Source organism: Pseudomonas sp. CFSAN084952 (genome assembly GCF_009648855.1).
GTDB classification, from domain to species: Bacteria; Pseudomonadota; Gammaproteobacteria; order Pseudomonadales; family Pseudomonadaceae; genus Aquipseudomonas; species Aquipseudomonas paracarnis.
The window spans coordinates 1,975,888-2,001,124 of record NZ_CP045767.1 but is presented as its reverse complement, the minus strand read 5'-3'; the positions used below and the strand labels follow the sequence as shown (position 1 = coordinate 2,001,124).

The 25,237-nt window shown below is 62.2% G+C and carries 21 protein-coding genes; 15 read left to right on the top strand and 6 right to left on the bottom strand.

What is annotated here, in order from left to right:
- Positions 1 to 115: 115 nt before the first annotated feature.
- Positions 116 to 4,984: an NAD-glutamate dehydrogenase gene (locus GH769_RS09085; RefSeq protein WP_032902133.1), complete on the bottom strand. Its 4,869-nt coding sequence runs from the start codon at positions 4,982 to 4,984 to the stop codon at positions 116 to 118.
- A 482-nt stretch (positions 4,985 to 5,466) separates the two neighbouring features.
- On the opposite strand from GH769_RS09085, the gene GH769_RS09080 reads away from it, so the two are divergent.
- The 11 genes from GH769_RS09080 to GH769_RS29025 all read left to right on the top strand — a co-directional run bounded on the left by GH769_RS09080 (position 5,467) and on the right by GH769_RS29025 (position 13,832).
- On the top strand, positions 5,467 to 5,820 hold the full coding sequence (locus GH769_RS09080) for a hypothetical protein (protein ID WP_003190803.1): 354 nt from the start codon (positions 5,467 to 5,469) through the stop codon (positions 5,818 to 5,820).
- 265 nt (positions 5,821 to 6,085) lie between these two features.
- Entirely contained in the window at positions 6,086 to 7,045 is a 960-nt protein-coding gene (locus tag GH769_RS09075; protein WP_020301524.1) for a MoxR family ATPase, read from the top strand.
- Between the two features lie 5 nt (positions 7,046 to 7,050).
- Positions 7,051 to 7,983 (top strand): DUF58 domain-containing protein, encoded by a 933-nt coding sequence (locus tag GH769_RS09070; RefSeq protein WP_014718313.1) that lies wholly within the window; start codon positions 7,051 to 7,053, stop codon positions 7,981 to 7,983.
- Entirely contained in the window at positions 7,980 to 8,474 is a 495-nt protein-coding gene (locus GH769_RS09065) for a DUF4381 domain-containing protein (protein ID WP_003190798.1), read from the top strand. Before GH769_RS09070 ends, GH769_RS09065 begins: the two co-directional genes overlap by 4 nt.
- Positions 8,467 to 9,555 carry a VWA domain-containing protein gene (locus GH769_RS09060; RefSeq protein WP_019820200.1) on the top strand — a complete coding sequence of 363 codons (1,089 nt, stop codon included), beginning with the start codon at positions 8,467 to 8,469 and terminating at the stop codon, positions 9,553 to 9,555. Before GH769_RS09065 ends, GH769_RS09060 begins: the two co-directional genes overlap by 8 nt.
- Complete coding sequence (locus GH769_RS09055; RefSeq protein WP_032902131.1) at positions 9,552 to 11,291, top strand: tetratricopeptide repeat protein; 1,740 nt, start codon at positions 9,552 to 9,554, stop codon at positions 11,289 to 11,291. The genes GH769_RS09060 and GH769_RS09055 overlap by 4 nt, the downstream gene beginning before the upstream one ends.
- Positions 11,288 to 12,928 (top strand): BatD family protein, encoded by a 1,641-nt coding sequence (locus tag GH769_RS09050; RefSeq protein WP_019820202.1) that lies wholly within the window; start codon positions 11,288 to 11,290, stop codon positions 12,926 to 12,928. The genes GH769_RS09055 and GH769_RS09050 overlap by 4 nt, the downstream gene beginning before the upstream one ends.
- A 103-nt stretch (positions 12,929 to 13,031) precedes the next feature.
- On the top strand, positions 13,032 to 13,154 hold the full coding sequence (locus tag GH769_RS29040) for a hypothetical protein (protein WP_254989527.1): 123 nt from the start codon (positions 13,032 to 13,034) through the stop codon (positions 13,152 to 13,154).
- 103 nt (positions 13,155 to 13,257) lie between these two features.
- Positions 13,258 to 13,380: a hypothetical protein gene (locus GH769_RS29035; protein WP_254989527.1), complete on the top strand. Its 123-nt coding sequence runs from the start codon at positions 13,258 to 13,260 to the stop codon at positions 13,378 to 13,380.
- Positions 13,381 to 13,483: 103 nt separating this feature from the next.
- Positions 13,484 to 13,606: a hypothetical protein gene (locus tag GH769_RS29030; RefSeq protein WP_254989527.1), complete on the top strand. Its 123-nt coding sequence runs from the start codon at positions 13,484 to 13,486 to the stop codon at positions 13,604 to 13,606.
- Positions 13,607 to 13,709: 103 nt separating this feature from the next.
- Positions 13,710 to 13,832, top strand: coding sequence for a hypothetical protein (locus GH769_RS29025; protein WP_020301528.1), 123 nt, complete (start codon positions 13,710 to 13,712; stop codon positions 13,830 to 13,832).
- A gap of 156 nt (positions 13,833 to 13,988) precedes the next feature.
- Here GH769_RS29025 and GH769_RS28815 read toward each other — a convergent pair whose 3' ends face one another.
- Positions 13,989 to 14,459, bottom strand: a complete 471-nt coding sequence (locus tag GH769_RS28815) for a hypothetical protein (protein ID WP_173877528.1) — start codon at positions 14,457 to 14,459, stop codon at positions 13,989 to 13,991.
- A 408-nt stretch (positions 14,460 to 14,867) separates the two neighbouring features.
- Between GH769_RS28815 and GH769_RS09040 the strand changes: the two genes are divergently transcribed.
- The 4 genes from GH769_RS09040 (at position 14,868) to GH769_RS09025 (ending at position 20,756) form a co-directional block, all read left to right on the top strand.
- Complete coding sequence (locus tag GH769_RS09040) at positions 14,868 to 15,116, top strand: DUF6124 family protein (RefSeq protein ID WP_032903195.1); 249 nt, start codon at positions 14,868 to 14,870, stop codon at positions 15,114 to 15,116.
- Between the two features lie 173 nt (positions 15,117 to 15,289).
- Positions 15,290 to 16,531, top strand: coding sequence for an exonuclease SbcCD subunit D C-terminal domain-containing protein (locus GH769_RS09035; RefSeq protein ID WP_032903194.1), 1,242 nt, complete (start codon positions 15,290 to 15,292; stop codon positions 16,529 to 16,531).
- Complete coding sequence (locus GH769_RS09030; RefSeq protein WP_032903193.1) at positions 16,528 to 20,166, top strand: AAA family ATPase; 3,639 nt, start codon at positions 16,528 to 16,530, stop codon at positions 20,164 to 20,166. Before GH769_RS09035 ends, GH769_RS09030 begins: the two co-directional genes overlap by 4 nt.
- Positions 20,163 to 20,756 carry a glutathione S-transferase gene (locus GH769_RS09025; protein ID WP_019820206.1) on the top strand — a complete coding sequence of 198 codons (594 nt, stop codon included), beginning with the start codon at positions 20,163 to 20,165 and terminating at the stop codon, positions 20,754 to 20,756. Before GH769_RS09030 ends, GH769_RS09025 begins: the two co-directional genes overlap by 4 nt.
- Positions 20,757 to 20,871: 115 nt before the next feature.
- Here GH769_RS09025 and GH769_RS09020 read toward each other — a convergent pair whose 3' ends face one another.
- From GH769_RS09020 to GH769_RS09005, 4 genes are all read right to left on the bottom strand, one after another.
- Positions 20,872 to 21,051, bottom strand: coding sequence for a hypothetical protein (locus GH769_RS09020; protein ID WP_003190784.1), 180 nt, complete (start codon positions 21,049 to 21,051; stop codon positions 20,872 to 20,874).
- 156 nt (positions 21,052 to 21,207) lie between these two features.
- The gene (locus GH769_RS09015) at positions 21,208 to 22,380 is read right to left on the bottom strand and encodes a lactonase family protein (protein WP_019820208.1); all 1,173 of its coding nucleotides are present in this window, start codon (positions 22,378 to 22,380) and stop codon (positions 21,208 to 21,210) included.
- A complete protein-coding gene (locus tag GH769_RS09010) occupies positions 22,370 to 22,657 on the bottom strand; it encodes a DUF5629 family protein (protein WP_014718303.1) in 288 nt (95 codons plus the stop codon). Before GH769_RS09010 ends, GH769_RS09015 begins: the two co-directional genes overlap by 11 nt.
- A gap of 203 nt (positions 22,658 to 22,860) precedes the next feature.
- The gene (locus GH769_RS09005) at positions 22,861 to 25,236 is read right to left on the bottom strand and encodes an RND family transporter (protein ID WP_032903192.1); all 2,376 of its coding nucleotides are present in this window, start codon (positions 25,234 to 25,236) and stop codon (positions 22,861 to 22,863) included.
- Position 25,237 lies beyond the last annotated feature (1 nt).

Sequence of the window (25,237 nt, the reverse complement as noted above, 5' to 3'; positions counted from 1 at the left end):
TATTAACTGACCCGCCGCTATCGCAGGCAAGCCAGCTCCCACATTGATCGCATTCCAGATCAAATAAAAAAGCCCCCGCATCTCAGGATGCGGGGGCTTTTGGTTTAGCGAGGCATCAAGCCGGTTGCACCACCGACTGACCGCTCAACGCCAGGTCCAGCAACTCACGGTTGGCCACCGCGTACATGGCGTAGTCCGTGCCCACTGCGGCACGAATTTCCACCATCATGGCACGCCAGCGATCCGCCATGTCCTGATGCTGCTCAAGCCACAGGGCCACGCGGGCTTCCATGTCTTGTGGCGCATCGGCCATTTGCAGGACCGAAATGGTGATCGCCCGTTGCTGCCAGTCCACGTCGTCGCGGAAGGCTTCGCGGGCCTGGGCTTGCCAGTTGTTGGCCACTGGCAGATCGCTGATCTGCTGCAGGTACCAAGGCAGGTCCAGGGCGCTGCCGACGGCGAAGTAGGCCTTGGCCACTTCGGCGGCGTCATGCCCGGTCACGTCGGCGGCTTCGATGATCGGCAGCAAGGTGTACAGGTGGGTAGTGCCTGCAACCATGCGCGCCAACAACTCTGGTACGCCGGCCTGGGTGTAGGCCTGGTAGCGGTTCTGCCAGCCTTCGCGGGTCGGGCCTTCCAGCAGTTCGTCGAGCTTGAGGCCCAGCGCCGCCAGGTGCGGACCGAAGTGCGCGGTGTCGCGCCCGGCGTCTTGCTCGTTGCGACGGCTGCGCAAGAACCAGCGCGTAGCACGACGGCCCAGGCGCATCAGTTCATCCATGAGCTCCAGTTGCACGTCAGCGGAAACCTGGTGGTCCAGGGCTTCAATCTGACGGAACCAGTGCGGGAGATGGAAGATGTCCCGCACGATCACATAAGCGCCCGCCACGTTCGCTGGGCTCATGCCGGTCGACTCTTTGAGTCGCTGCACGAAGGTGATACCCATGTGGTTGACCAGGTCGTTGGCGATCTGGGTGCTGACGATCTCGCGCTTCAGACGATGGCGACGCATGGCTTCGCCGAACTTGGCCACCAGGCTCGGTGGGAACGCGGTCTCCATGTCACGGGTCAGGTACTCGTCATCCGGTACCAGCGACTTGAGCAGTGCTTCCTTGAGGTCGATCTTGCTGTACGAGATCAGTACCGACAGTTCCGGGCGGGTCAGGCCCTTGCCGGCAGAGGCGCGTTCAGTAAGCTGTTCCTCGGTCGGCAGGTACTCGATGGCACGGTCCAGCTTGCCACGGCCTTCCAGGTCGCTCATCAGGCGCTTGTACTCGGCAGCACGCTCGTAAGCCTTGCGCGCAGCCAGGGACAGGGCCTGGGTCTGCTTGTAGTTGTTGCCCAACACCAGGTTGCCAACTTCGTCGGTCATGCTCGCCAGCAACTGGTTGCGCTGCTTGTCGGTCATATCACCGGCCTGCACCACTTCGTTGAGCAGGATCTTGATGTTCACTTCGTGGTCGGAGCAATCCACGCCACCGGCGTTGTCGATGAAGTCGGTGTTGGAACCGCCGCCATTGAGGCCGAATTCCACACGGCCCAGTTGGGTCATGCCCAGGTTGCCGCCCTCGCCCACCACCTTGCAGCGCAGTTCGTTGCCGTTCACGCGCAGCGCGTCGTTGGCCTTGTCGCCCACGTCGGCATGGCTTTCGGTGCTGGCCTTGACGTAGGTACCGATACCGCCGTTCCACAACAGGTCCACCGGCGCCTTGAGCAAGGCGTTGAGCAGTTCGGTCGGGGTCAGCTTATCGGCCTGGATGTCGAAGCGTTCTTTCATCTGTGGCGAGATGGCAATGCTTTTCGCGCTGCGCGAGAAGATACCGCCACCTTCGGACATGATGCTGGTGTCGTAGTCGGTCCAGGCCGAACGCGGCAGTTCGAACAAACGCTTGCGCTCGACGAAGCTGGTGGCCGGGTTCGGGTTCGGGTCGACGAAGATATGCAGGTGGTTGAAGGCTGCGACCAGTTGCAGTTTGTCCGACATCAACAAGCCGTTACCGAACACGTCACCGGCCATATCGCCGACGCCTACCACTGTGATGCTGTCTTCCTGCACGTTGATGCCGCGCTCACGGAAGTGACGCTGTACACCTACCCATGCGCCCTTGGCGGTGATGCCCATTTTCTTGTGGTCGTAACCAGCCGAACCACCGGAGGCGAACGCATCGCCCAGCCAGAAGCCGTAGTCGATGGCAATGCCGTTGGCGATGTCGGAGAAGGTTGCAGTGCCCTTGTCCGCCGCTACCACCAGGTACGGGTCATCGTCGTCATGACGCACGACGTTGGCCGGCGGCACCAGGGCGCCGTCTTTCAGGTTGTCGGTGATGTCCAACAGGCCGGAGATGAAGATGCGGTAGCAGGCGATGCCTTCGGCCGCGATCTCGTCCCGGCTGCCGCCCAATGGCAGGCGACGCGGCAGGAAGCCGCCCTTGGCGCCCACCGGCACGATTACCGAGTTCTTCACTTGCTGGGCTTTTACCAGGCCAAGCACTTCGGTGCGGAAGTCTTCTTCACGGTCAGACCAGCGCAGGCCGCCACGAGCGACGTTGCCGAAGCGCAGGTGCACGCCCTCGACCCGTGGCGAGTACACGAAGATTTCAAACTTCGGCACTGGCTTGGGCAGCTCGGGGATGGCACGCGGGTCGAACTTGAAGCTGAAGTACGACTTGTTCTGGCCGTTGGCATCGGTCTGGTAGAAGTTGGTGCGCAGGGTGGCCTTGATCAGGTCCAGGTAGCGACGCAGGATGCGGTCTTCGTTGAGCACCTGAACGTCGTCCAGAGCCGTGAGAATCGCTTGTTCCAGGCGTTGCTGCTTGTCTTCCAGGTCGTCGGCAGTGAGCTTGCGCGCCAGGTAGAAGCGGGTCTTGAACAGCCGGGTCAACTCGCGGGCGATGTCGGTGTGGTTGTTCAGGGTGCTGGCGATGTAACCCAGGTCGAAGCCCAGGCGAATCTGCTTCAGGTAACGGGCATAGGCACGCAGCAGCGCCACGTCGCGCCATGGCAGGCCGGCGGTGAGGACCAGGCGGTTGAACGCATCGTTCTCGGCATCGCCATGCACGATGTGCACGAACGCATCCTGCAGGGTGTCGTTGAGCTGCTGGATATCCAGGTTCACGCCTTCGGCGGCGATGAACGCAAAGTCATGAATCCAGAACTCCCGGCCATTGGCATGACGCAGGCGATACGGAAACTCGCCCAGCACGCGCAGGCCGAGGTTTTCCAGGATCGGCAGTACGTCGGACAGCGCCAGCGGGGTGTCAGCGTGGTAGAGCTTGCAATGCAGCTCACGCTGGCCGGAGACCTGGCCCAGCGGCTGATAGAAGCTCATCACCAGCGGGTTGGCTTCGGTCAAACTGTTGAGGTGCTGCATGTCGACCACTGCCGAATGCGCAGCGAAACGCTCGCGGTAGCCGGCCGGGAAGCCCTTAGGGAAATCCGCCAGCACGTTGGTGCCCTGGGCTTCGCCGAAGCTTTCCACGACCAGACTGGCGTAGTCGTCCTGCCAGCTGCGGCAGGCCTGCACCACTTCTTTTTCCAGTTGCAGCGGGTCGATGTCCAGGCGGTTCTTCGGGTCAACTCGCAGAATCAGTTGCACACGGGCAAGGACGGACTCGGAGAAGAAGGTCCAGAACTCGCAGTCCGAGGCCTTCAGACGGTCCATCAGCACTTGCTGGATCTTCTGGCGCACTTCGGTGGAGTAGATGTCGCGTGGCACGTACGCCAGGCAGTAGCAGAAACGACCGTAGGGGTCTTTGCGCAGGAACACGCGGATCTTGTTGCGCTCCTGGATCTGCACGATGGACATCACGGTGCTGAACAGCTCGTCGACTGGAGTCTGGAACAGGTCGTCACGGGGCAATACTTCCACCACCTGGGCAAGCTCTTTACCCAGGTGCGCCTTGGCCTGGAAGCCCGAACGACGTTCGATTTCCGCGACCTTGCGACGAATGTACGGAATCACTCGCACGCTTTCGCCGTACACCGAGGAGGTGTACAGACCCATGAAACGGTGTTCCTTGATGACCTTGCCGTCGACGCTGATCTCACGGATCGACACGTAGTCCGGGTAGGCCGGACGGTGCACGCGGCTTGGGTGGGCGGCCTTGGCGAACGACAGTACGGTCGGCTCGCGCAGGTAGGCCACCGCGTAGTCCTCGATGCGCAGGTCTTCGGCGGTGAGGCCGGCGCGCAGCAGCTTGGTCAGACCGAGGAAGGAGCTGGCGTCATATTCGATATGACCGCCGTCCGCCTCGTCACGTACCACGAACTCTTCGTAGCCCAGGAAGGTGAAGTGGTTGCCCACCAGCCATTCGAGGAAGTTCTTGATCTCGGCTTTTTCTTCGCCGTCGATGGCGAACGCGCTGGCGTCGATACCGGCGAGCAGGTCCTGAACCTTGGCTTTCATCGGTTCGAAATCGGCCACGGCTACGCGCACTTCGCCCAGTACCTGCTCAAGCTCTTTGCTCAGCACGTTCAGTTCGGCGGCGTTGGCGCAGCGGTCGATCTCCAGGTACATCAGCGATTCTTGCAGGATGCCGTCGCCCTGGGTGCCCTTGGGCAGGATTTCCAGCAGCTCGCCCTTGTTGCCACGACGCACGCTGAGCACGGTGGTTTGCAGGGTATGGATGCTGTAGCCACGGCGATTCAGCTCGGTGCGTACCGAGTCGACCAGAAAGGGCAGGTCATGGTGCAGCACTTCGACCGCAGTATGAGTCGATTGCCAGCCATGACGCTCATAATCGGGGTTGTAGACCCGCACTTGCGGTTGGGTGTGATCAAAGCGCTCAAGCAGGCGCCAGGCAGACAGGGTGCAACCGGCCAGGTCGGAAAGGCGACGCTGGGTCAGTTCGTCCAGGGAAATGATGCCGAAGAATTGTTCAGCGAACAGCGCCACTTGTGGCAGTGCCTGTTCACTGAGGTGCTGCGCCAGTGCCGCTTGCAGTTGATGCTGGAAGTCGGCCTTGCTGGCTGCGGTGAAGAACGCCATCTGTGGTACTCCGCTTGGGCTTGTTATTGATGAAAGCGTCGCGTGTTATCCCCTTGCGGGGAGACCGTCAGCTCTGTTCGCTGGTGTGCTGACAAGCACCATAAACGAATCAGGGTGACAGGTGGGTGAAGCTGGACAGGACAGTCAGGTCACATACAACTTCCATACGGCATGCCGTTGGCCAGATGACGATACGACGGGCAGGTCAGGCGCCTGGCACAGGGCACATCCGTTGCGCAGCTTAACGAGTGTAGGAAGAACGCTGCTTGCGACGCTGCGACATATTCGGTCATCGGTAAGCAGGGTACCGGTTGCAACTTGGGCAACCCCGGATTTTCGGTAGAAAATCTTGCTACTTTGCACACCATCAGTACCAGAAATGACCGATCCGGCCCGTCAGGTCATGCACAAGTTCCGACACAGGATGAAGCACAAAATTCGCCGCAGTGGCACAATTGCCCTCCCCAACACAGGATTGCCCCATGCTGCAGCTGAAAACCGACGCCCTGATGGCCACTCCGTGCGACGACGAAGAAGACAACATGGCCATGCTTTGCTGTCACGGCAAGAACGGCGAAATGTTCATGCTCACCCGTTACCCGGATGAAGATGAAGTGGAGCTGACCTGGGATTACGAGCCTTCGACCCTCGATGGGCTGAAAGTGACGCTGGGCGACACCACCTTATTGATCGAACTGGCGGCCGGCGATGCCGATGCCCTGGGCGGCAAGGACCAGTTGGAGATCACCCACAGCACCGCTGCGGCAGACATGGCCGAAGTGCAGGAAACGCTGCAGAACATCCTCACAGGCACCGGCACTTTCATTCGGATCTGAATGCACCGAAGACCCCATGTGGGAGCTGGCTTGCCTGCGATGCAGGCGGTGGGGTCTTTCAGCCAGACCGAGTTGAGGCCATCGCAGGCAAGCCAGCTCTCACAGTGACCGTGCTTTACCAGCCCAAACGCTTGTATCCCATGGGTTTTGCTAAAAATACCCATCAAGCCGTTAGTCGCCGCACCCCGCGATGCATTAAAGTAAACGCCCCAGGCCCGGTGTTCTGTCACAACACCCAGGCTCATCTTTCCAGGAACCGTCATCGATGGAACATCGTGAAGCGCTGCTTGCGCTGCGAACCTTTCTTTCTACGCAGATTCTCGGCCAGGAAAAACTCATCGATCGCCTGCTGATCGCCCTGCTCGCCGACGGCCATATGCTGGTCGAAGGCGCACCCGGGCTGGCCAAGACCAAGGCGATCAAGGAGTTGGCCGAAGGGATCGAAGCGCAGTTCCATCGTATTCAGTTCACCCCCGACCTGCTGCCCGCCGACATCACCGGCACTGAGATCTATCGCCCGGAAACCGGCAGTTTCGTATTCCAGCAGGGGCCGATCTTCCACAATCTGGTACTGGCCGACGAAATCAACCGTGCCCCGGCCAAGGTCCAGTCGGCCTTGCTGGAGGCGATGGCCGAGCGTCAGGTCAGCGTAGGCCGCAGCACCTATGAGCTGTCGCCGCTGTTTTTGGTGATGGCCACGCAGAACCCCATCGAACAGGAAGGCACCTACCCGCTGCCCGAAGCGCAGCTCGACCGGTTCCTGATGCACGTCAAGATCGGCTTCCCGGACGCCGCCGTCGAGCGCCGCATCCTGCAGCAAGCCCGCGGCGAAGCACTCAATGGCGAAACCAAGCCCGAGCGCCGGGTCAGTCAGCAGGCCATCTTTGCTGCGCGTAAGGAAATCCTCGGCCTGTACATGGCCGATGCCGTGGAGGAATACCTGGTGCAACTGGTGATGGCCACGCGCACCCCTGCCAAGTTCGACCCAGAAATGGCCGAGTGGATCGCCTATGGCGCCAGCCCCCGTGGTTCCATCGCCCTGGACCGTTGTGCCCGAGCCCATGCCTGGTTGGCCGGTCGCGATTTTGTCAGCCCGGAAGATATCCAGGCGGTGCTGTTCGACGTGCTGCGTCACCGCATCATCCTGTCGTTCGAGGCCGAAGCCGCCGGTGTCGACCAGGACCGCGTGGTGCAACGCATTCTCGACGTCGTTGCCGTCGCTTGAAGTCGATGAACGCAAGCGATGGTATCCGCGTAACCCTCAGTGAATTGATTGAGATGCGCCACCGCGTGCGTGAAGTGCAGTTGTTCTCCACGCCTGGCCAGCGTAGCCCGCTGGTGGGCCTGCATCACTCCAAGCTGCGCGGGCGTGGCGTCGATTTCGACCAGGTGCGCGTGTACCAGGCCGGCGACGACGTGCGCACCATCGACTGGCGCGTGACGGCGCGTACCCAGGAGCCGCACACCAAGCTGTTCCACGAAGAGCGCGAACGGCCGATTTTCATCATGGTCGAGCAAAGTTGCCGGCTGTTTTTCGGCTCGGGGCAAATGTTCAAGTCGGTGCTCGCCGCCCAGGCCGCCAGCCTGATCGGCTGGGCCGCCCTGGGCCATAACGACCGGGTGGGCGGGCTGGTGTTCGGCGACAATGAGCACTACGAGATCAAGCCACGGCGCAGCAAGCAAAGCCTATTGCAACTGCTTAACCGGCTGGTGCGGGTCAACCAGAGCCTGGATACCGAGCGTCAGCCGGAAGCGGATGCCCTGGGCATGGCCTTGCGCCGTGGCCGCGAGGTACTGCGCCCGGGCAGCCTGGTGGTGGTGATCTGTGATGAACGCGCCCTCACCGAAGGCGCCGAGCAACAGCTGAGCCTGCTGGCGCGCCATTGCGACCTGCTGTTGTTGCCAATCTCCGACCCGTTGGACCACGCCCTGCCCGCCGCCGGGCTGCTGCGTTTCGCACAAAGAGGTGCGCAACTGGAACTGGACACACTGAACATCGACCTGCGCCAGGCCTACAAGGCCCAAGCCGAAGCGCGTATCGCCCGCTGGGAACTGCTCGCGCAGAAACTGCGGCTGTTGTTGATGCCCTTGAGCACCCAGAGTGAAATGGTCGAGCAACTGCGCGAATACCTCAACCCGCAACGCCCGGTTAAAAAACCATGAGCAGCCTGGACCAACTGCAACCGCTGATTGCCCCGCCCGCCATTGGCTTCTGGCCACCTGCGCCGGGCTGGTGGCTGTTGCTGCTGGTGATCCCACTGCTCGGTTGGGGCTTGTGGTGGCTGCGTCGTTTCCTGCCGGCCCGCCGCCCCGTGGCCCGTGCCGAACAACCGCTGGACCCGTTGCGTATCGCCGCCCTGGCCGAGTTGGCGTTGATGCCCAAGCCCTACGACGGAGCGCCAGCGGGCGCCTGGTTGCAGCAACTCAACGGCCTGCTCAAGCGCCTTTGCCGTAACGACTACCCTTATAGCCAGAGCCACACCCTCAACGGGCGCAAATGGCTGGCCTTCCTGGATAACCGCTGCCCCGCCGCCGGCCTGACGCGCTGGATGGTGTTGGTGGAAGGCGCCTACAAACCCGAATGCAAGCTCGACGACAAAGCCATCGCCGGCCTCACCCAAGCCGTCGACACCTGGATTCGCAAACATGTTTGAGTTCGCCTGGCCGTGGATCTTCGCCCTGTTGCCATTGCCCTGGATCATGCGCCTGGTGCTGCCCGTGGCCGACAGCGGCGAACCGGCGCTCAAAGTCAGTTACCTCAGTGACCTGGAAGGCTTGGCCCGGCGTCGTGCCCGGGTCAACCTGCCCGGCTGGCGCCAGCAAGCCCCATTCGTGGTGCTGTGGCTGCTGCTGTTGACCGCCGCCGCCCGCCCGCAATGGCTGGGCGAACCCTTGCCGATTGCTGCCAGCGGCCGGGATTTGCTGGTGGCGGTGGATGTCTCCGGCTCCATGGATTTTCCCGACATGCATTGGCAGGACGAGGACGTCAGCCGCCTGGCCCTGGTCAAGCACCTGCTGGGAGACTTTCTGGAGGAGCGTGAAGGTGACCGCGTGGGCCTGATCCTGTTCGGCAGCCAAGCCTACCTGCAAGCGCCCCTGACCTTTGACCGCCGCACCGTGCGCACCTGGCTGGATGAAGCGCGCATCGGCATTGCCGGCAAGAACACCGCCATCGGCGACGCCATCGGCCTGGCCCTCAAGCGTCTGCGCCAACGCCCGGCGCAAAGCCGCGTGCTGATCCTGGTCACCGACGGCGCCAACAACGCCGGGCAGATCGACCCGTTGACCGCCGCGCGCCTGGCGGCCGAGGAAGGCGTAAAAATCTACCCCATCGGCATCGGTGCCGACCCCGAGCAAACCGGCTCCCTGGGCATCCTTGGCGTAAACCCGAGCCTGGACCTCGACGAACCGGCGCTCAAGGCACTGGCCGAGGCCACCGGCGGCCAGTATTTCCGCGCCCGGGACGGCGAGGAACTGCTAAAGATCAAGGACACCCTCGACACCCTTGAACCCGTGGAGCAACAACCCACCCAGGCCCGCCCGGCTCAGGCGCTATACAGCGGCCCATTGGCCTTGGCGTTGGTGTTGAGCCTGTTGCTGGTGATCCAGGAACGCTGGCCGAACAACGCTTTGCAACGAGCCTTCAATAGGCTATCGAGCAGGGGCATCTTTTTGCAGCAACACCCTGAATGGCGCCAGCGCCTACAGCGCCTGCGCTTGCGGAGGCGTCGATGATCGCGCTGTGGCCGCACTGGTTGCGCCCCTGGTGGCTATTGCTGCTGCCCCTGCTTGGCTGGTTGCTGTGGCAGCTATGGCATCGGCAAAAGCGCGCCGGGCGCTGGCAGATGATCCTGCCGCCGGCGTTCCATGCCGAGTTGCTCAGTGGTGGCAATGGCCGCGAGAGTAAATCGCCATGGGTGGTGCTCGGCATCGCCTGGCTGTTGGCCGTGCTCGCGTTGCTGGGCCCCAGTTGGCAACGGGTTGAACAGGCCAGCCAGAAACCTTCCGACCCCCTGGTGGTGCTGCTGGAACTGACCCCGGAAATGCTCGCCACCGACAGCCCGCCCAACCGCCTGGAACAGGCGCGGCGCAAGCTGTATGACTTGCTGCAAGCACGCACCGATGCGCAAACAGCCATCATCGTGTATGCCGGCAGCGCCCATACCTTGGTGCCGCTGTCCGATGACCTGGCTACCAGCCGCAACCTGTTGGAAGCCCTGCGCCCATCGATCATGCCCGAGCCCGGCCATCGTGCCGATCTGGGCGTGGAAAAAGCCCTGGGCCTGCTCAAGCAAGGCGGTCTCGGCCAGGGGCGCCTGCTGCTGATCGGTTCTTCACTGTCCAAACAGGAGCGCCAAGGCATCCGCCTGCAACTGCAAAGTGCCCAGTCTCCAACGTTGTCGATCCTCGGCATCGGCAGTCGTGAAGGCACGCCGGTGACGCAGGAGAGCGGCGAATTCCTCAAGGACGACCAGGGCGCGATCCTGGTGCCGCGTCTCGACAGCCCGACCCTCAAGGCGTTCGCCAGCGAAATGGGCGGCCGCTACCGTGCGGCACGCCTGGATGACAAGGACCTGCGCCAACTCGGCATGCTCGACAGCGCTCAAGCCCTGCGCGACGACGGCCAACGGCTGCGCCTGGACAGCTGGGCCGACCAGGGTTACTGGCTGCTCTTGCCGTTGTTGCTGCTGGCCGCGTGCGCCGGGCGTCGCGGCTGGCTGTTCTGCCTGCCCTTGTTGCTGATGGGCGCGCCGCAACCCAGCTACGCCTTTGGGCTGCAGGACCTGTGGCTGCGCCCCGACCAACAAGGCCAGTACCTGCTCAAGCACAAACGCCCGGCCGAAGCCGCCGAACACTTCCAGGACCCGCAATGGCAAGGCGTGGCGCTGTATGAAGCCGGCAATTACGCCGAGGCCATCAAGCGGTTTGCCCAAGGCAGCGACGCCTATTCCCACTATAACCGCGGCAATGCCCTGGCCAAGGCCGGTGAACTTGAAGCGGCCCTTGATGCGTATGAACAAGCCCTGGAAGCCCAGCCCGATTTGCAGCCCGCGCTGAAAAACAAAGCCCTGGTTGAAGCGCTGATGCAGGAGCAAGCGCAGCCCGAGCCGGACCCGCCCGCAAAAAACGCAGATGACGAAACCGCCCAACCCGGCCAAACTGCGCAACCGGGCACCAGCGCGCAAACGGCCCAGGGCGGCGAGCAATCGTCCCACGGCCAGGGCGAAGCCGGCACGGGTGAGACCCAGGCCAACGCCCCGCCACAGGCCGGTGGCAATGAAGTGCCAGGCAGCGAACTGGGTGACGAGCAAACCACCACGCCGCCACTGCGCCCTGCCGACACGCGCCTGGAAGGCGAGCGCCGCCAAGCGCTGGAGCAATGGTTGCAGGAAATCCCGGACAACCCCGGCGAGCTGTTGCGCCGCAAATTCTGGTACGAACAGCAACAACATCAGGACACCACTCGATGAGCCGCCGCACTACCCTTTTGCTCCTGCTCGCGTTGTCGGCAGGCCACGCCCAGGCGGCGGACCTGGTCGCCAGCGTAGACCGCAGCCGCCTCAACTCCGGGGAAACGGTGGAGCTGACGGTGCAATCCAGTGATGTAACCCAGTTTGGCAAACCGGACCTGTCGCCCCTGGACGCGCAGTTCGAAGTCAGCGGCACCCGCCAGATCAACCAACTCACCACGCTGGACGGCGACAACCACGCCACCACCCGCTGGATCATCACCCTGTTGCCCAAGGTAAACGGCAACGTGGTGATCCCGCCGCTGCAGGTGGGCGCGCTCAAGACCCAGCCGATCACCCTGCAAGTGGTGGAAAGCGCCAGCCAGAACACCAGCGCCGAACTGGCCCCGGTGTTCATCGAAGCCAGCCTCGACCAGACCAGCGTGTACGTGCAGGCCCAGGCCCTGTTGACCGTGCGCGTCTACCACTCGGTGTCGCTGTATGACGACAGCAGCCTCACGCCCTTGCAGATACCGGATGCACGTGTCGAACAACTGGGCGAATCACGCACCTATGAAAAGGTCATCAACAGCATTCGCCATGGCGTGATCGAAACCCGCTACGCCCTCTACCCGCAACACAGCGGCGCTGTGGTGATTCCGGCGCAGACCTTCAGCGCTACCCTGGTGGAATCGCGACCGCCCCAGGAAAACACCCTGCAGGGCACCAAGCCGGGCAAGATGATTCACGTTAGCTCAGCGCCCCTGCCCTTGACGGTCAAACCCAAACCGGACGCCTACCCCGCCGACACCCCCTGGTTGCCCGCGCGCAGCCTGACCTTGAGCGAAGGCTGGAACCCCACGCCGGACCACGTGCAAGTCGGCGACTCTCTGACCCGCAGCCTTACCGTGGAGGCCGAAGGCCTGTCCAGCGCACAACTGCCGGCGCTGCCCGGCACCGAGGTCAACGGCCTGCGCCGCTACCCCGACCAACCAGTGATGGCTAACCGTACCAGCGACCGCGGGCTGACCGGCAGCCGTGAAGACCGCGAAGCCCTGGTGCCGACCCGCGCCGGCGAACTGGAACTGCCCGCCGTGGAAGTGGTGTGGTGGAACACTCACGAAGATCATCTGGAACGCACCAGCCTGCCGGCGCGCACCGTGCACGTGGCGGTGAACCCCAGCCTGGTGGTGGACACACCGGCGACACCGACGATCATCACCGCCCCCGACGATGACCGCCTGTGGCTGTGGCAACTGAGCACACTGATACTGGCCTGCACCACCCTGCTGGGCTTTGGCCTGTGGTGGCGCGCACGCCGGCAACCGGCGGTACAACGCGCCGCGCAAACCGGTCCCAGCCCACGCACCCTGCTCGACGACCTCAAGCGCGCCACCCAGGCCAACGACCCCCACGCCACCCGCCAGGCCCTCGACGCCTGGGCGCGGCAACAACCCGAAACCCTGGCCGACATGGCCGCACGGTTTGTGCCGCTGTCAGATGCCCTGGATGGCCTGAATGGCGCGCTGTACAGCGAAAGCGGTCAATACTGGTTGGGTGATGACCTGTGGCGAGCGATCAAAGCCATCCCCGTGGCCGAACGCGAGCAAGACCCGGCCACCGACACCACCAGCTTGCCGCCGCTCTACCCCAAGTAACCCCCGAGCCTGCTCGTTCCCACGCTCTGCGTGGGAATGCCGCCCCGGACGCTCCGCGTCCAGGTTTTACGCCCTGTGCAACGGTGACGCAGAGCGTCACGGGATGCATTACCACGCAGAGCGTGGGAACGATCAATGGCGAGCGATCAAAGCCATCCCCGTGGCCGAACGCGAGCAAGACCCGGCCACCGACACCACCAGCTTGCCGCCGCTCTACCCCAAGTAACCCCCGAGCCCGCTCGTTCCCACGCTCTGCGTGGGAATGCCGCCCCGGACGCTCCGCGTCCAGGTTTTACGCCCTGTGCAACGGTGACGCAGAGCGTCACGGGATGCATTACCACGCAGAGCGTGGGAACGATCAATGGCGAGCGATCAAAGCCATCCCCGTGGCCGAACGCGAGCAAGACCCGGCCACCGACACCACCAGCTTGCCGCCGCTCTACCCCAAGTAACCCCCGAGCCCGCTCGTTCCCACGCTCTGCGTGGGAATGCCGCCCCGGACGCTCCGCGTCCAGGTTTTACGCCCTGTGCAACGGTGACGCAGAGCGTCACGGGATGCATTACCACGCAGAGCGTGGGAACGATCAATGGCGAGCGATCAAAGCCATCCCCGTGGCCGAACGCGAGCAAGACCCGGCCACCGACACCACCAGCTTGCCGCCGCTCTACCCCAAGTAACCCCCGAGCCCGCTCGTTCCCACGCTCTGCGTGGGAATGCCGCCCCGGACGCTCCGCGTCCTGGTTTTACGCCCTGTGCAACGGTGACGCAGAGCGTCACGGGATGCATTACCACGCAGAGCGTGGGAACGATCAATGGCGAGCGATCAAGGCCATCCCCGTGGCCGAACGCGAGCAAGACCTGGCCACCGACACCACCAGCTTGCTGCCGCTCTACCCCAAGTAACCCAGCCTCAACCAACACCACAAAACCCCTGTGGGAGCTAGCTTGCCTGCGATGGCGTTGTAACAGGCGGCAGATGTGCTGGCTGATACTCCGCCATCGCAGGCAAGCCAGCTCCCACAGTTGATCTGCATCGCCTGCTCGGACGCCTGCTTGCACTCAGTGATTACGACGCGGCACCTTCCATTCCCGATGGGGGAACTTGTACAGATAGTTCAGGTTATCCATATCGAACCGGCCATCCTCCTTGCCGGGGCCACCGAAGAAGCTGATGCCGATATCCAGCTTGCGCAGCAGTTTAGGGCGTGAGAGTAGCTCCTTGGCCGCGTGGTGGGCCTCGGGTGAGAACGTCCTGTCGGTGGCGATCAGGCCGGCGGCCTCTTTCAATTCATTGAAGTTCACATAGCTGTCTGTCGCCCCTGCGGCGAATTCACGGAAGTGATCGCGGATCAACCCTATTAGTTGCCGGTCACTCACGCTTGCGTACGGGCGCAGGTCCGGGGCGCTGGCCTGGGTTTGAGTGCTTCGTGCCTGACGATGGTTAGCTTGGGTTGAGCGACTTTCAGCATCCAGTTGCTCTGGTAGAGCGGTGAAAGCGCTAGTGGAAGGTGGGTTTACTGAAAAAGACATGGTGGGCCTCTGATTCATTCAGGGGTTGATTGAGAAATCCACGTTGTGCGTGGTCGCCACTCGCCCTGTGGTTCCACTTCGTTCGTCACGCCCGCTCGACATGCATTGTTAAAGGCCAGCAATCCATATCCCTTTAATTTGCAGGACGTTTCCTAGACAATCCTTTGGCCTTGCGCCTGCTCATTTCGCTGGCTAGCCTTCGCTTCGTCGCTGCCTATCAGCGATCGGGTGTGAGATCCCGTTATTAGCAGGCGCACTGCGCTACAACCGTCAATGGCGGCTGTGTGCGGGCAGACTTCGGTCTGGCCGGGTCCTGTTTTCCGGTATCTCACCCCGCACATAGCTGCCACCTTTTGACGTGTGAGATCGGCAAAAGAATGGCTCCCAAGCCAAGCAGGAGCTTTATCCATGAACAAACTTATCCCCGACCCACCCTTTCCGATTTTCGTCGCCCACGAAGACCTGAGTTTCGAAGACGCTATCGCCAGCATCTCCTCGCTACTGCGTTGCGCCACCACCGCCACCGAAACCGCCGAGGGCCTCAAAGGCACCCGGCGCGACATGGCCTGTTCCACCGCTCACCTGATCGACATGGCCCGCACCCTCGCCGACCGTGCGCTGGATTGCCTGCAACCCAACTCCACTAACGCCCCATAACCCCTGTGGGAGGGGGCTTGCCCCCGATGGCGGTGGTTCAGTGCCAGGGATGCTGGCTGACCCAGCGCCATCGAGGGCAAGTCCTCTCCCACATTTGACCTGCGTCGCCTGGAGCAGCAGGTACGCAGAACAGGTAAACTCCCCTCCTTTTCATCTTCTCCACGGAGTTCGCCTTGCGTCTGTTTCATACCTCCGACTGGCACTTGGGCCAAAACCTCCACGGCCAGGAACGCGACTTCGAACACGCCTGTTTCCTTGAGTGGCTGCTGGGCCAACTCAAGGCACAGCGCCCGGACGTGCTGTTGATCGCCGGCGATATCTTCGACACGGTCAACCCGCCGCTCAAGGCCCAGGAGCGCTTGTATGACTTCATCATCAGCGCCCACGAACAACAGCCGACACTGACCATTGTGATGATTGCCGGCAACCATGACTCCGGTTCGCGCATTGAGCTGCCTGCGCCTCTGATGCGCCGCTTGCGCACCCATGCCCTGGGCCGAGTGCTGTGGCTGGATGACGGGCAACTGGATGCCGACCGGCTGCTGATCCCGCTGCCCAATGCCAAAGGCAAGATCGCCGCCTGGTGCCTGGCGCTGCCCTTCCTGCGCCCGGCGGAAGTCACCGGCGCACAGCTGGGCGATGATTACCTGCGCGGCATCGGCCAAGTGCATGAATGGCTGATCGCGGCCGCCAATGCCAAGCGCAACAAAGGCCAGGCGTTGATAGCCATCAGCCATGCGCACATGGCCGGTGGGTCGGTATCCGAAGACTCCGAACGCAGCCTGATCATCGGCAATGCCGAGGCGCTGCCCGCCACACTGTTCGACCGAAGCGTGGCATATGTGGCCCTCGGCCATTTGCACAAGCCGCAAAAGGTCAATGGCGAGGAGCGCATTCGCTACAGCGGCTCGCCAATCCCCCTGTCGTTCTCCGAAATCGGCTACAAGCACCAGATTCTCGACGTGACGTTCCAAGGCGAACGGCTGGTGGGCTGTGAACCGATCCTGATTCCCCGCTCCGTCAACCTGCAACGCCTGGAAGCTGCGCCCCTGGCCGATATCCTCAAGCAACTCGGTGAGTTGCCCGATATCGACCTGCTCGCCGAAACCCAGCGCCACCCTTGGTTGGAAGTGCGCGTGCGCCTCGACGAGCCGCAACCGGACCTGCGCCAGCAGATCGAAACCGCCCTGCAAGGCAAGGCCGTGCGCCTGGTGCGGATCGCCGCCGACTATGCCGGCACACGCGGCAGCGCAGAGGCAGACGATGCGCAACTGATCGAACTCGACCAGCTCACGCCCCAGGAGTTGTTCAGCCGCGCCTGGCAGGACAGCTACGGCAGTGAAGTGGATGAACAGACCTTGAAGGACTTCGCCGTGCTGCTCCAGGAAGTGCAACAGGAGGGCGAACAGCCATGAAGATCCTCGCCATCCGCCTGAAAAACCTCGCCTCCCTGGCAGGCCCGTTCGAAATCGACTTTACCGCCGAGCCCCTGGCCAGTGCTGGCCTGTTCGCCATCACCGGGCCGACTGGCGCGGGGAAAAGCACCCTGCTCGATGCGTTGTGCCTGGCGCTGTTTGGCGCGGTGCCGCGCCTGGGTGATACCGGCCAGGCCAAAATGCCGGATGCCGACACGGACATTTCCATCGGCGACCCGCGCACCCTGATTCGCCGCGGCACTGGCGGCGGCTATGCCGAGGTGGATTTTGTCGGTGTCAGTGGCCGTCGCTACCGCGCCCGCTGGGAAGCCAACCGCGCCCGCGACAAGGCCAGCGGCAAGTTACAGAACAGCCGACAAAGCCTGATCGACCTGGACAGCGACCAACTGCTGGCCAGCCAGAAAACCGAATACAAGACCCAGCTGGAATTGGCCCTGGGCCTGAACTTCGAACAGTTCACCCGTGCGGTGCTGCTGGCGCAAAGCGAGTTCAGCGCCTTCCTCAAGGCCAATGACAATGAGCGCAGCGAACTGCTGGAAAAGCTCACCGACACCGCGCTCTACACCCAGCTCGGCCGCCGTGCGTTCGACAAGGCCAAAGAGGCCAAGGACGCCCACAAACAGCTACAGGACCAAGCCACCGGCGTGGTGCCCCTGGCCCCCGAAGCCCGCGCCGAGCTGGATCAACAGTTGGCCCAAGCCCAGCAGCAGCTCAAGAGCCAGCAAGCCCAGCTCAAGCAGCTGGAGTTGCAGCACACCTGGCTCAAGGAGCTGCGTGAATGGCAGGAGCGCCATCAGCATGCTGTGGAGCAACTGCAACGCGACGAGCAGACCTGGGCCGACCAAGGTCAGCAACGCCAGGACCTGAGCCTTCTGGAGCAGTTGGCACCGCAACGCCATCACTTCCTGCGCCAGGCAGAACTCGCCACCTTGCTGACGCCCCTGGCGGCACAGATTGCCCAGCACCTCGAGCAACAAACCGCCCTGCACACCCGCCAGGAGCAGGCGCAACACCAGCAAGTGGTCGCCCAGGCAGCACTGGCCGCGGCCCTGAAACACCAAGCCGACGCCGCGCCCCTGCTGCGCCAGGCCATCGAAGAGCAAAACACCCTCGCCCACGTGAGCCGCGAACTGGCCAAGCGCAACGAGGAAAAACACCAGCACGAAAGCGCCTGCACCGAAGGCCAGGCCCTGCTCGACGGTTTGCAACACACGCAGGCCCAAGGCACCGAGCGCCTGCAACGCCTGGCCACCGAGCTTGAGCACAGCGCCGCCCTCGCGCCGCTGAGCGATGCCTGGAACGCCTACCGTGACCGCCTGCAACAGTTGGTGTTGATCGGCAATCGCCTCAACCAAGGCCAGGCCGAGCTGGGGCAGCTCGAACAGCGCGCCAGCGCCGCCATTGAACAGTTCACCCAACAGCGCGAAGCCCTGGACCTGCTCTACCACGAGGCCGGTGCCGAACCGCACGCGGTGGCCGAACAAATCCAGTTACTGGCCAGCCTGCTGCAAGACAATCGCAAGCAACAGCGCGCCTTCGAAGACCTGGCCCGCTTGTGGGACAGCCAGCAACAGTTGGATCAACAGGCCTCTGCGCTCACGCAAAGGCTCGCCGAGGCCGCGCAAAAACGCGAACAACTGAACCAGACCGGCCTGCAAACCAAGGCCGAACTCACCGTTGCCGAACAAACCCTGACGGTGACCAAGCAACTGCTTGAGCGCCAACGCCTGGCCCGCAGTGCCAGCGTCGAGGAATTACGCGAGCAGTTGCAGGATGACCAACCCTGCCCGGTGTGCGGTAGCCACGAACACCCCTATCACAAGCCCGAGGCTCTGCTACAGAGCCTGGGTCGCCATGATGAAAGTGAAGAGGCGGCTGCGCAGAAAGCCGTCGACAGCCTCAAGGAACAACTCACCGAACTGCGCGGTGAAGTGGGCGGCCTGATCGCTCAGCAAAAAGAGTTCCTGCAACAACAGGAACAGTTGGCCACCCAGCAGCAGGGTTTGGCACCGAGCCTGCAAGCCCACCCACTGTCGGCCTCGCTGCTCGCCCAGGACGCCGCCAAGCGCAGCCCTTGGCTGGCCCAGCAATTGGCCCAATTGACCCAAAGCATCAGCCAGGACGAACAACGCCAAGGCGCCCTGCTCAACCTGCAACAGAACGCCGGGCGCTTGCAGCAACAATTGCAAGCGGCCCAGGACGCCAGCCAGCAAGCCCGGCAATTGCTGGTGGACCAACAACGGCAACTGGCCGGCGACCGCGAACGCCTGGAGGCGGAACTCAGCGCCTTCGCCAGCCTGTTGCCCAGCGAAACGCTGGAAGGCTTGCGCAGCGCGCCTGCGGCGACCTTCATGCAGCTCGACCAGCAGGTCAGCCAGCGCCTTGAGCAGTTGGGCCATCAACGCGATGAGCAGGCCGAGCAGCAGGAGCGCCAACAGGCCATCGAGAAACAACACACCCACCAACAGCATCGTCAGCAGCAACTCGACGCCTTGAATCTGCAAGTCGCCGAGCTGGCCGACCAGCAACACGCCGTCCAGGAAAAACTCCGCGCCTTGCTAGGGGACCAACCCAGCGCCGAGCACTGGCAACAGCAGCTGGAGCAAGCGGTCACGCAGTCGCGCCAAAGCGAGACCGACGCCAACCAGGAACTGCACGCCGTGCACACGGCCCAGGTACAGCTGGCCGCCGACCTCAGGGCCCAACAGCACCACCAGCAGGCATTGGAGGCGGAGCAGCAAGCCCTTGCGACACGCATCGGCGAATGGCGCGCCCTGCACCCAGACCTGGATGATCAGGGCCTGGCACGCCTGCTGGCCCTTGATGAAGCCCAGGTCGCGCAGTTGCGCCAGCACCTGCACAGCAGCGAAAAGGCCGTCGAGCAAGCCAAGGTTCTGCTGCACGAGCGCGAACAGCGCCTGGCCGAACACCAGGCCCTGCACAATGGCAACCTGGAGGCCGAGCAGTTGGCCGCCACCCTGGCAACGCTTGAGCAGCAATTGCTCGAGGGTGAGAAACACTGCGCCGAACTGCGCGCACGCCAGTCCGAAGACCAGCGCCGCCAGAATGCCAACCAAGCCCTGGCCGAACAGATTGCCAAGGCTTACGAGCAGTGGCAGCGCTGGGCACGCCTGAATGCGCTGATCGGCTCGGCCACCGGCGACACCTTCCGCAAGATCGCCCAGGCTTACAACCTCGACTTGCTGGTGCACCATGCCAACGTGCAACTGCGCCAACTGGTGCGCCGCTACCGGCTTAAACGCGGCGGCAGCATGCTGGGGCTGCTGGTGATGGACACAGAGATGGGCGATGAACTGCGCTCGGTGCATTCCCTGTCCGGTGGCGAAACGTTCCTGGTGTCGTTGGCACTGGCGTTGGGGCTAGCCTCGATGGCGTCGAGCACCTTGAAGATCGAGTCGCTGTTTATCGACGAAGGTTTTGGCAGCCTTGATCCGGAGTCCTTGCAATTGGCGATGGACGCTCTGGATGGTTTGCAGGCCCAGGGTCGCAAGGTGGCGGTGATCTCCCACGTACAGGAAATGCATGAACGCATCCCGGTGCAGATCCAGGTACAGCGCCAGGGCAATGGCCTGAGCACGTTGGAGGTCAAGTGAGCGAAGCGCTGCTGTATTCGTTCCGGCGCTGCCCCTATGCAATGCGCGCGAGACTGGCGCTGCGTTATTCCGGCGTTGCGGTGAGCATCGTCGAAGTCAGCCTGAAAGCCAAGCCGGCCGAGATGCTCGCGCTGTCGCCCAAGGGCACGGTGCCGGTGTTGAGCGTCGAAGGGCGAGTGATCGAGGAAAGCCTGGAGATCATGCAGTGGGCGCTGGCCCAGCACGACCCCGAAAACTGGCGGCTACAGGGCGATCCGGCGGTGTATGCGCTGATTGAAGAAAATGACCAGGTGTTCAAACATCATTTGAATCGATACAAGTACGCCGAGCGCTACCCGGAGCAACCGATGGAACACTATCGGGCCGAGGGCGAGGTGTTCTTGCGCAAGCTGGAAGATTTGCTGGCAGACCGTGAGTATCTACTCGCCGATCACCTGAGCTTGGCAGATGCAGCGCTGGCGCCGTTTGTGCGCCAGTTTGCCCATGTGAATCGGGAGTGGTTTGCGGGCACGCCCTATCGGCGTTTGCAGGCCTGGTTACAGCGGTTTCTGGATTCACCGTTGTTTATAGCAGTGATGGCAAAACCCTGAGGCCAATCCAATCCAATGTGGGAGCTGGCTTGCCTGCGATGGCATCGACTCGGTACATCAGCTATACCGAGTGGTCCGCATCGCAGGCAAGCCAGCTCCCACATTGGACCGTGGCTCAGTGCTGGGTCTTGTGATCCAGCGCCGCATAGAAATTGGCGCTCTGTTGCAGGTATTTCTGGGTATAGGCCGTGACATTGGATTTTTTGCCGGTGACTTCCACGCTGGCGGCAGCAGGCAGTGCCACGGTGGCGGAAACAGCAGAAGCAGCAATGATCGAGAAGAGATTGAAATTCATGGCGGTAACCCTTGTGTGCGTTTGGTTGGGTGGCCTGGGAAGGCCTTGGAACCCAACTTACGCCCGAGGGTTGAACCTTAGAAATGCTTTGAAACAGTAGCCGTTATCACTGCGATTAATACAAAGGCTCAGGCCCCGCAGTGCGGGGCCTGTGGCTTATTGACGCACCAGGAACTTGAGGTCACTGGGGGCATCAATCGGCAATTTCTGCACGGTTTTACCCAGCAGGCCGGTCTTGGGGTCGCGCTCGACGACGACAATTTCATTGCTTTTCTGGTTGGCGATCAGCAGGAATTTGCCGCTAGGGTCGAGGCTGAACTCACGCGGATGGTCGCCTTCGACAGAACGGCGCTGGATTTCCTTGAGGTGCGCGGTGGCCGGGTCGATGCTGAACACCAGCATCTGATTGGCCGTGCCACGGTTGCTCACGTACAGGAATTTGCCGTCGTTTGACGCATGCAACGCCGCACCGGCTTTGTCGGACACCGGTTGGCCGGCGGCATAGTCGAGCAACTGGGTTTGCGTCAGCTTGCCGTCGTTGTAATCGAACACGGCTACCTGGGCGCTCATCTCAGTGGTCAGCCAGGCGTGCTTGCCGTCCGCGCTGAACAGCAAGTGACGCGGGCCGCTGCCCGGTGGCAACTGCACCGACGCCGGGTCGGCCGCCGTCAGTGGCAGCTCATGATTGGCCTTGGGGTCGTAGCGGTAGGCAAACACCTTGTCCGCCCCCAGGTCCTGCACAAATACATACTTGCCGTCCGGCGACGACACCACCGAATGCACATGATTGGACGCCTGGCGCTCCGGGTTCACACGGCTGGCCGGGTGCCCGCTCAACTGCACCGGTGCCGACAGCTTGCCGCTGGCATCCACCGGCAGGATCGCGAGGCTGCCACCCGGGTCTTCCACCACCGAGTAGTTGGCGACGAACAGGTAGCGCCCATCGGCGGCCACACTGGAATGGGTCGGCTCATTGCCCAGGCTCTGCACCTGGTTGATCAGGGTCAACTGGTGGTTCTGGGGGTCGATGCTATAGCTGCTGACACGCCCCACCGGGTCTTCCTGGCCGGGGCCGTTTTCATTGACCACAAACAACTGCTTCTGGTCTTTGGAAATCGTCAGCCAGGAAGGGTTGGCGGTTTTCGCCGCCAGCACCGGCTTGCCGCTGAACTGCCCGGTGCTACTGTCGAATTGCAGGCGGTAGATCCCTTCACTGGTGCCGGCCGTATAGCTGCCGACCAACAGTTCATGGATATCGGCCGGTGCGGCCTGCACCGACATCGCACCGACACTGCCTGCCATCAGCAGGGGCCAGAATTTACGCATCATCTGCTTCGTCCTCGTCGTTATTGTTGTCGCCCTGGATGGCGCTCAAGCAGACCAGACGGTGTTCACCGTCGTCGTTGATCAGCAACCAGCTTTGCAAGCTCTCGTCAAAGGTAGCCGCCTCCAACTGTTCTGGACTGAAGGTCCAGCGCTTGAGTTCCCGGCCATCCATGCTTTGGATCTGCAGTTGCTGATCAAGCTCGAAGTCAAAGGCGTGCAGCCCATTGATGATCAGCATATCGCTGGTAGCAAGGACGCGAGTCAGGGTGTCGGCAGTCATGGCAGTCAATCATTTTGGGGAAAGCCGCAATGATAGCCCAGGCTGTAGCCTAGAGGTTGAACACCGCACCCATGTGGGAGCGATGTGTGGGAGCCGGGCTTGCCCGCGATGCAGATGCCTAGGTGTATCAGTGACACCGCGGCGATGCTATCGCAGGCAAGCCCGCTCCCACACAAGCCCGATCTCGCCATTGGGGAGCAGAATCAGTGCGCGAACAACGAGTTGCCCTTCTGCCCTGCCAGCTTCTCAGGCTTGATCAGGAATCGCGCCAGCGCCGGCAACAGCCACAGCGCGCCGAACATGTTCCACAGCAACATGAAGGTCAACATCAACCCCATGTCGGCCTGGAACTTGATGGCCGAGAAGATCCAGGTGCACACGCCGATGGCCAGGCACAGGCCGGTAAACAGCACGGCCTTGCCGGTGGATTTCAGCGTCTGGTAGTACGCCTCTTGTAGCGGCAGGCCGGCGCGCAGGAAGCTTTCCAGGCGGCTGTAGATGTAGATGCCGTAGTCCACGCCAATCCCCACACCCAGGGCCACCACCGGCAAGGTCGCGACCTTGACGCCAATGCCCATGAACGCCATCAGTGCGTTGCCCAGTACCGAGGTCAGCACCAGCGGCAACACGATGCACAGGGTCGCCGCCCAGGAGCGGAAGGTGATCATGCACATGGTCGCCACGCACAGGTACACCAGGATCAGGATGATCAGCTCCGACTCCTTGATCACCTCGTTGGTGGCCGCTTCGATCCCGGCATTACCCGCTGCGAGGATGAATTCCAGGCCGTCCTTGTTGTTTTCCTTGGCGAAGTCCTGCACCGCATGCACGGCACGGTCGAGGGTTTCGGCCTTGTGGTCGTTGAGGAACACCAACACTGGCGCCAGGGAGCAATTGTTGTTGTACAAGCCATCGGCACGGGCGATGGAGTTGTTCAGCACATCCGGGTTGCGCGACAGGGTTTCCCATTTCAAGTTGCCTTCGTTCATGCCCTTGATCATTTGCTTGGACACGGTCACCAACGAGATCGCCGACTGCACGCCCTCGGTGTTCTGCATCTTCCACATCAACTGGTCGATGGGCGCCATGGCTTCATAGCGTGAGCAGCCTTCGGCCTTGGTCTTGACCATTACCACCAATACGTCGGAGCTGGTGGAGTAATTGTTGATGATGAAATTGTTGTCCTTGTTGTAGCGCGAATCCGGGCGCAATTCCGGTGCGCCTTGGTCCAGGTCGCCGATCTTCAGGTTCTGGCTGTACCAGAGGCCACCACCAAAGGCGATCAAGGCGAGGAACACCGACACCGGCGCGACTTTCGGGCTGGCAAATTTGGACAGTAGGCGCCAGAAGCTGTGTTCGCGGTTCGCGTCTTTCTTGCTCTTGGCGATGGCACGCTTGCTGATGCCCACGTAGGAAATCGCGACCGGCAGCAGGATCAGGTTAGTGAACACGATCACCGCCACGCCGATGGACGCGCCGATAGCCAGTTCGCGGATCACGCCGATGTCGATGATCAGCAGCGTGATGAAGCCCACCGCATCCGCCAGAATGGCGATCATCCCCGGCAGGAACAGTTGCCGGAAGGTGCGCCGCGCAGCGGTCAGGGCGTTGTCTGCCTCGCTGGATTGCAGGGCAATGCCGTTGATCTTTTGCACGCCATGGGAAATGCCAATGGCGAAGATCAGGAACGGCACCAGCATTGAATACGGGTCCAGTCCGAAACCGAAGAAGTGCATCAGCCCGAGTTGCCAGACCACCGCCACCAATGTCGTGCTCAACACCGCGATGGTGCTGCGCAGGCAGTTGGTGAACCACAGCAGCAGAATCAGGGTGATGACGAACGCAACGCCGAAGAACAGCACCACCATCACCAGGCCATCGATCAGGTCGCCGACCTTTTTGGCAAAGCCGACAATATGAATCTTGACGTTGGGGTTCTGGGTTTCGAACTTGTCGCGGATCTTGTCTTCCAGTTCATGGGAGAACTTGCGGTAGTCCAGGGCCAGCAACTTGCCCTGGTCTTGCGGGTCCGGGTAGGACTCCAACAGCGGGATATCAACGATGCTCGACTTGAAGTCATTGGCCACCAGCCGCCCGACCTGGCCGGACTTGAGCACGTTATTACGCAACTGGTCGAGGCTCTGCGGCGAACCGTTGTAGCTCTGCGGGATCACTTCCCCGCCGGCAAACCCTTCTTCGGTCACCTCGGTCCAGCGCACGCTGGGGCTCCACAGCGACTTGAGGCCCGAGCGGTCCACACCGGAGATGTAGAACACCTCGTCGTGGATCTGGCGCAGGGTCTCCATGTACTCCTTAGTAAAGATGTCGCCGTCCTTGGCTTCCACCGAAATACGCACGGTGTTGCCCAGGTTGGCCAAATCGTTGCGGTGCTCCATCATTTTTTCGATGAAGGGGTGCTTGAGCGGGATCATCTTTTCAAAGCTGGTGGACGGGCGAATCAAGGTCGCCTGCCAGAACAGGAAGATACTCACCAACAGGCAGATGACGATCACCGCCGGGCGATTGTTGAAGATCAGACGCTCAAGAAAGGTCGCTTTATCGTTGTGATGACTGCTCATT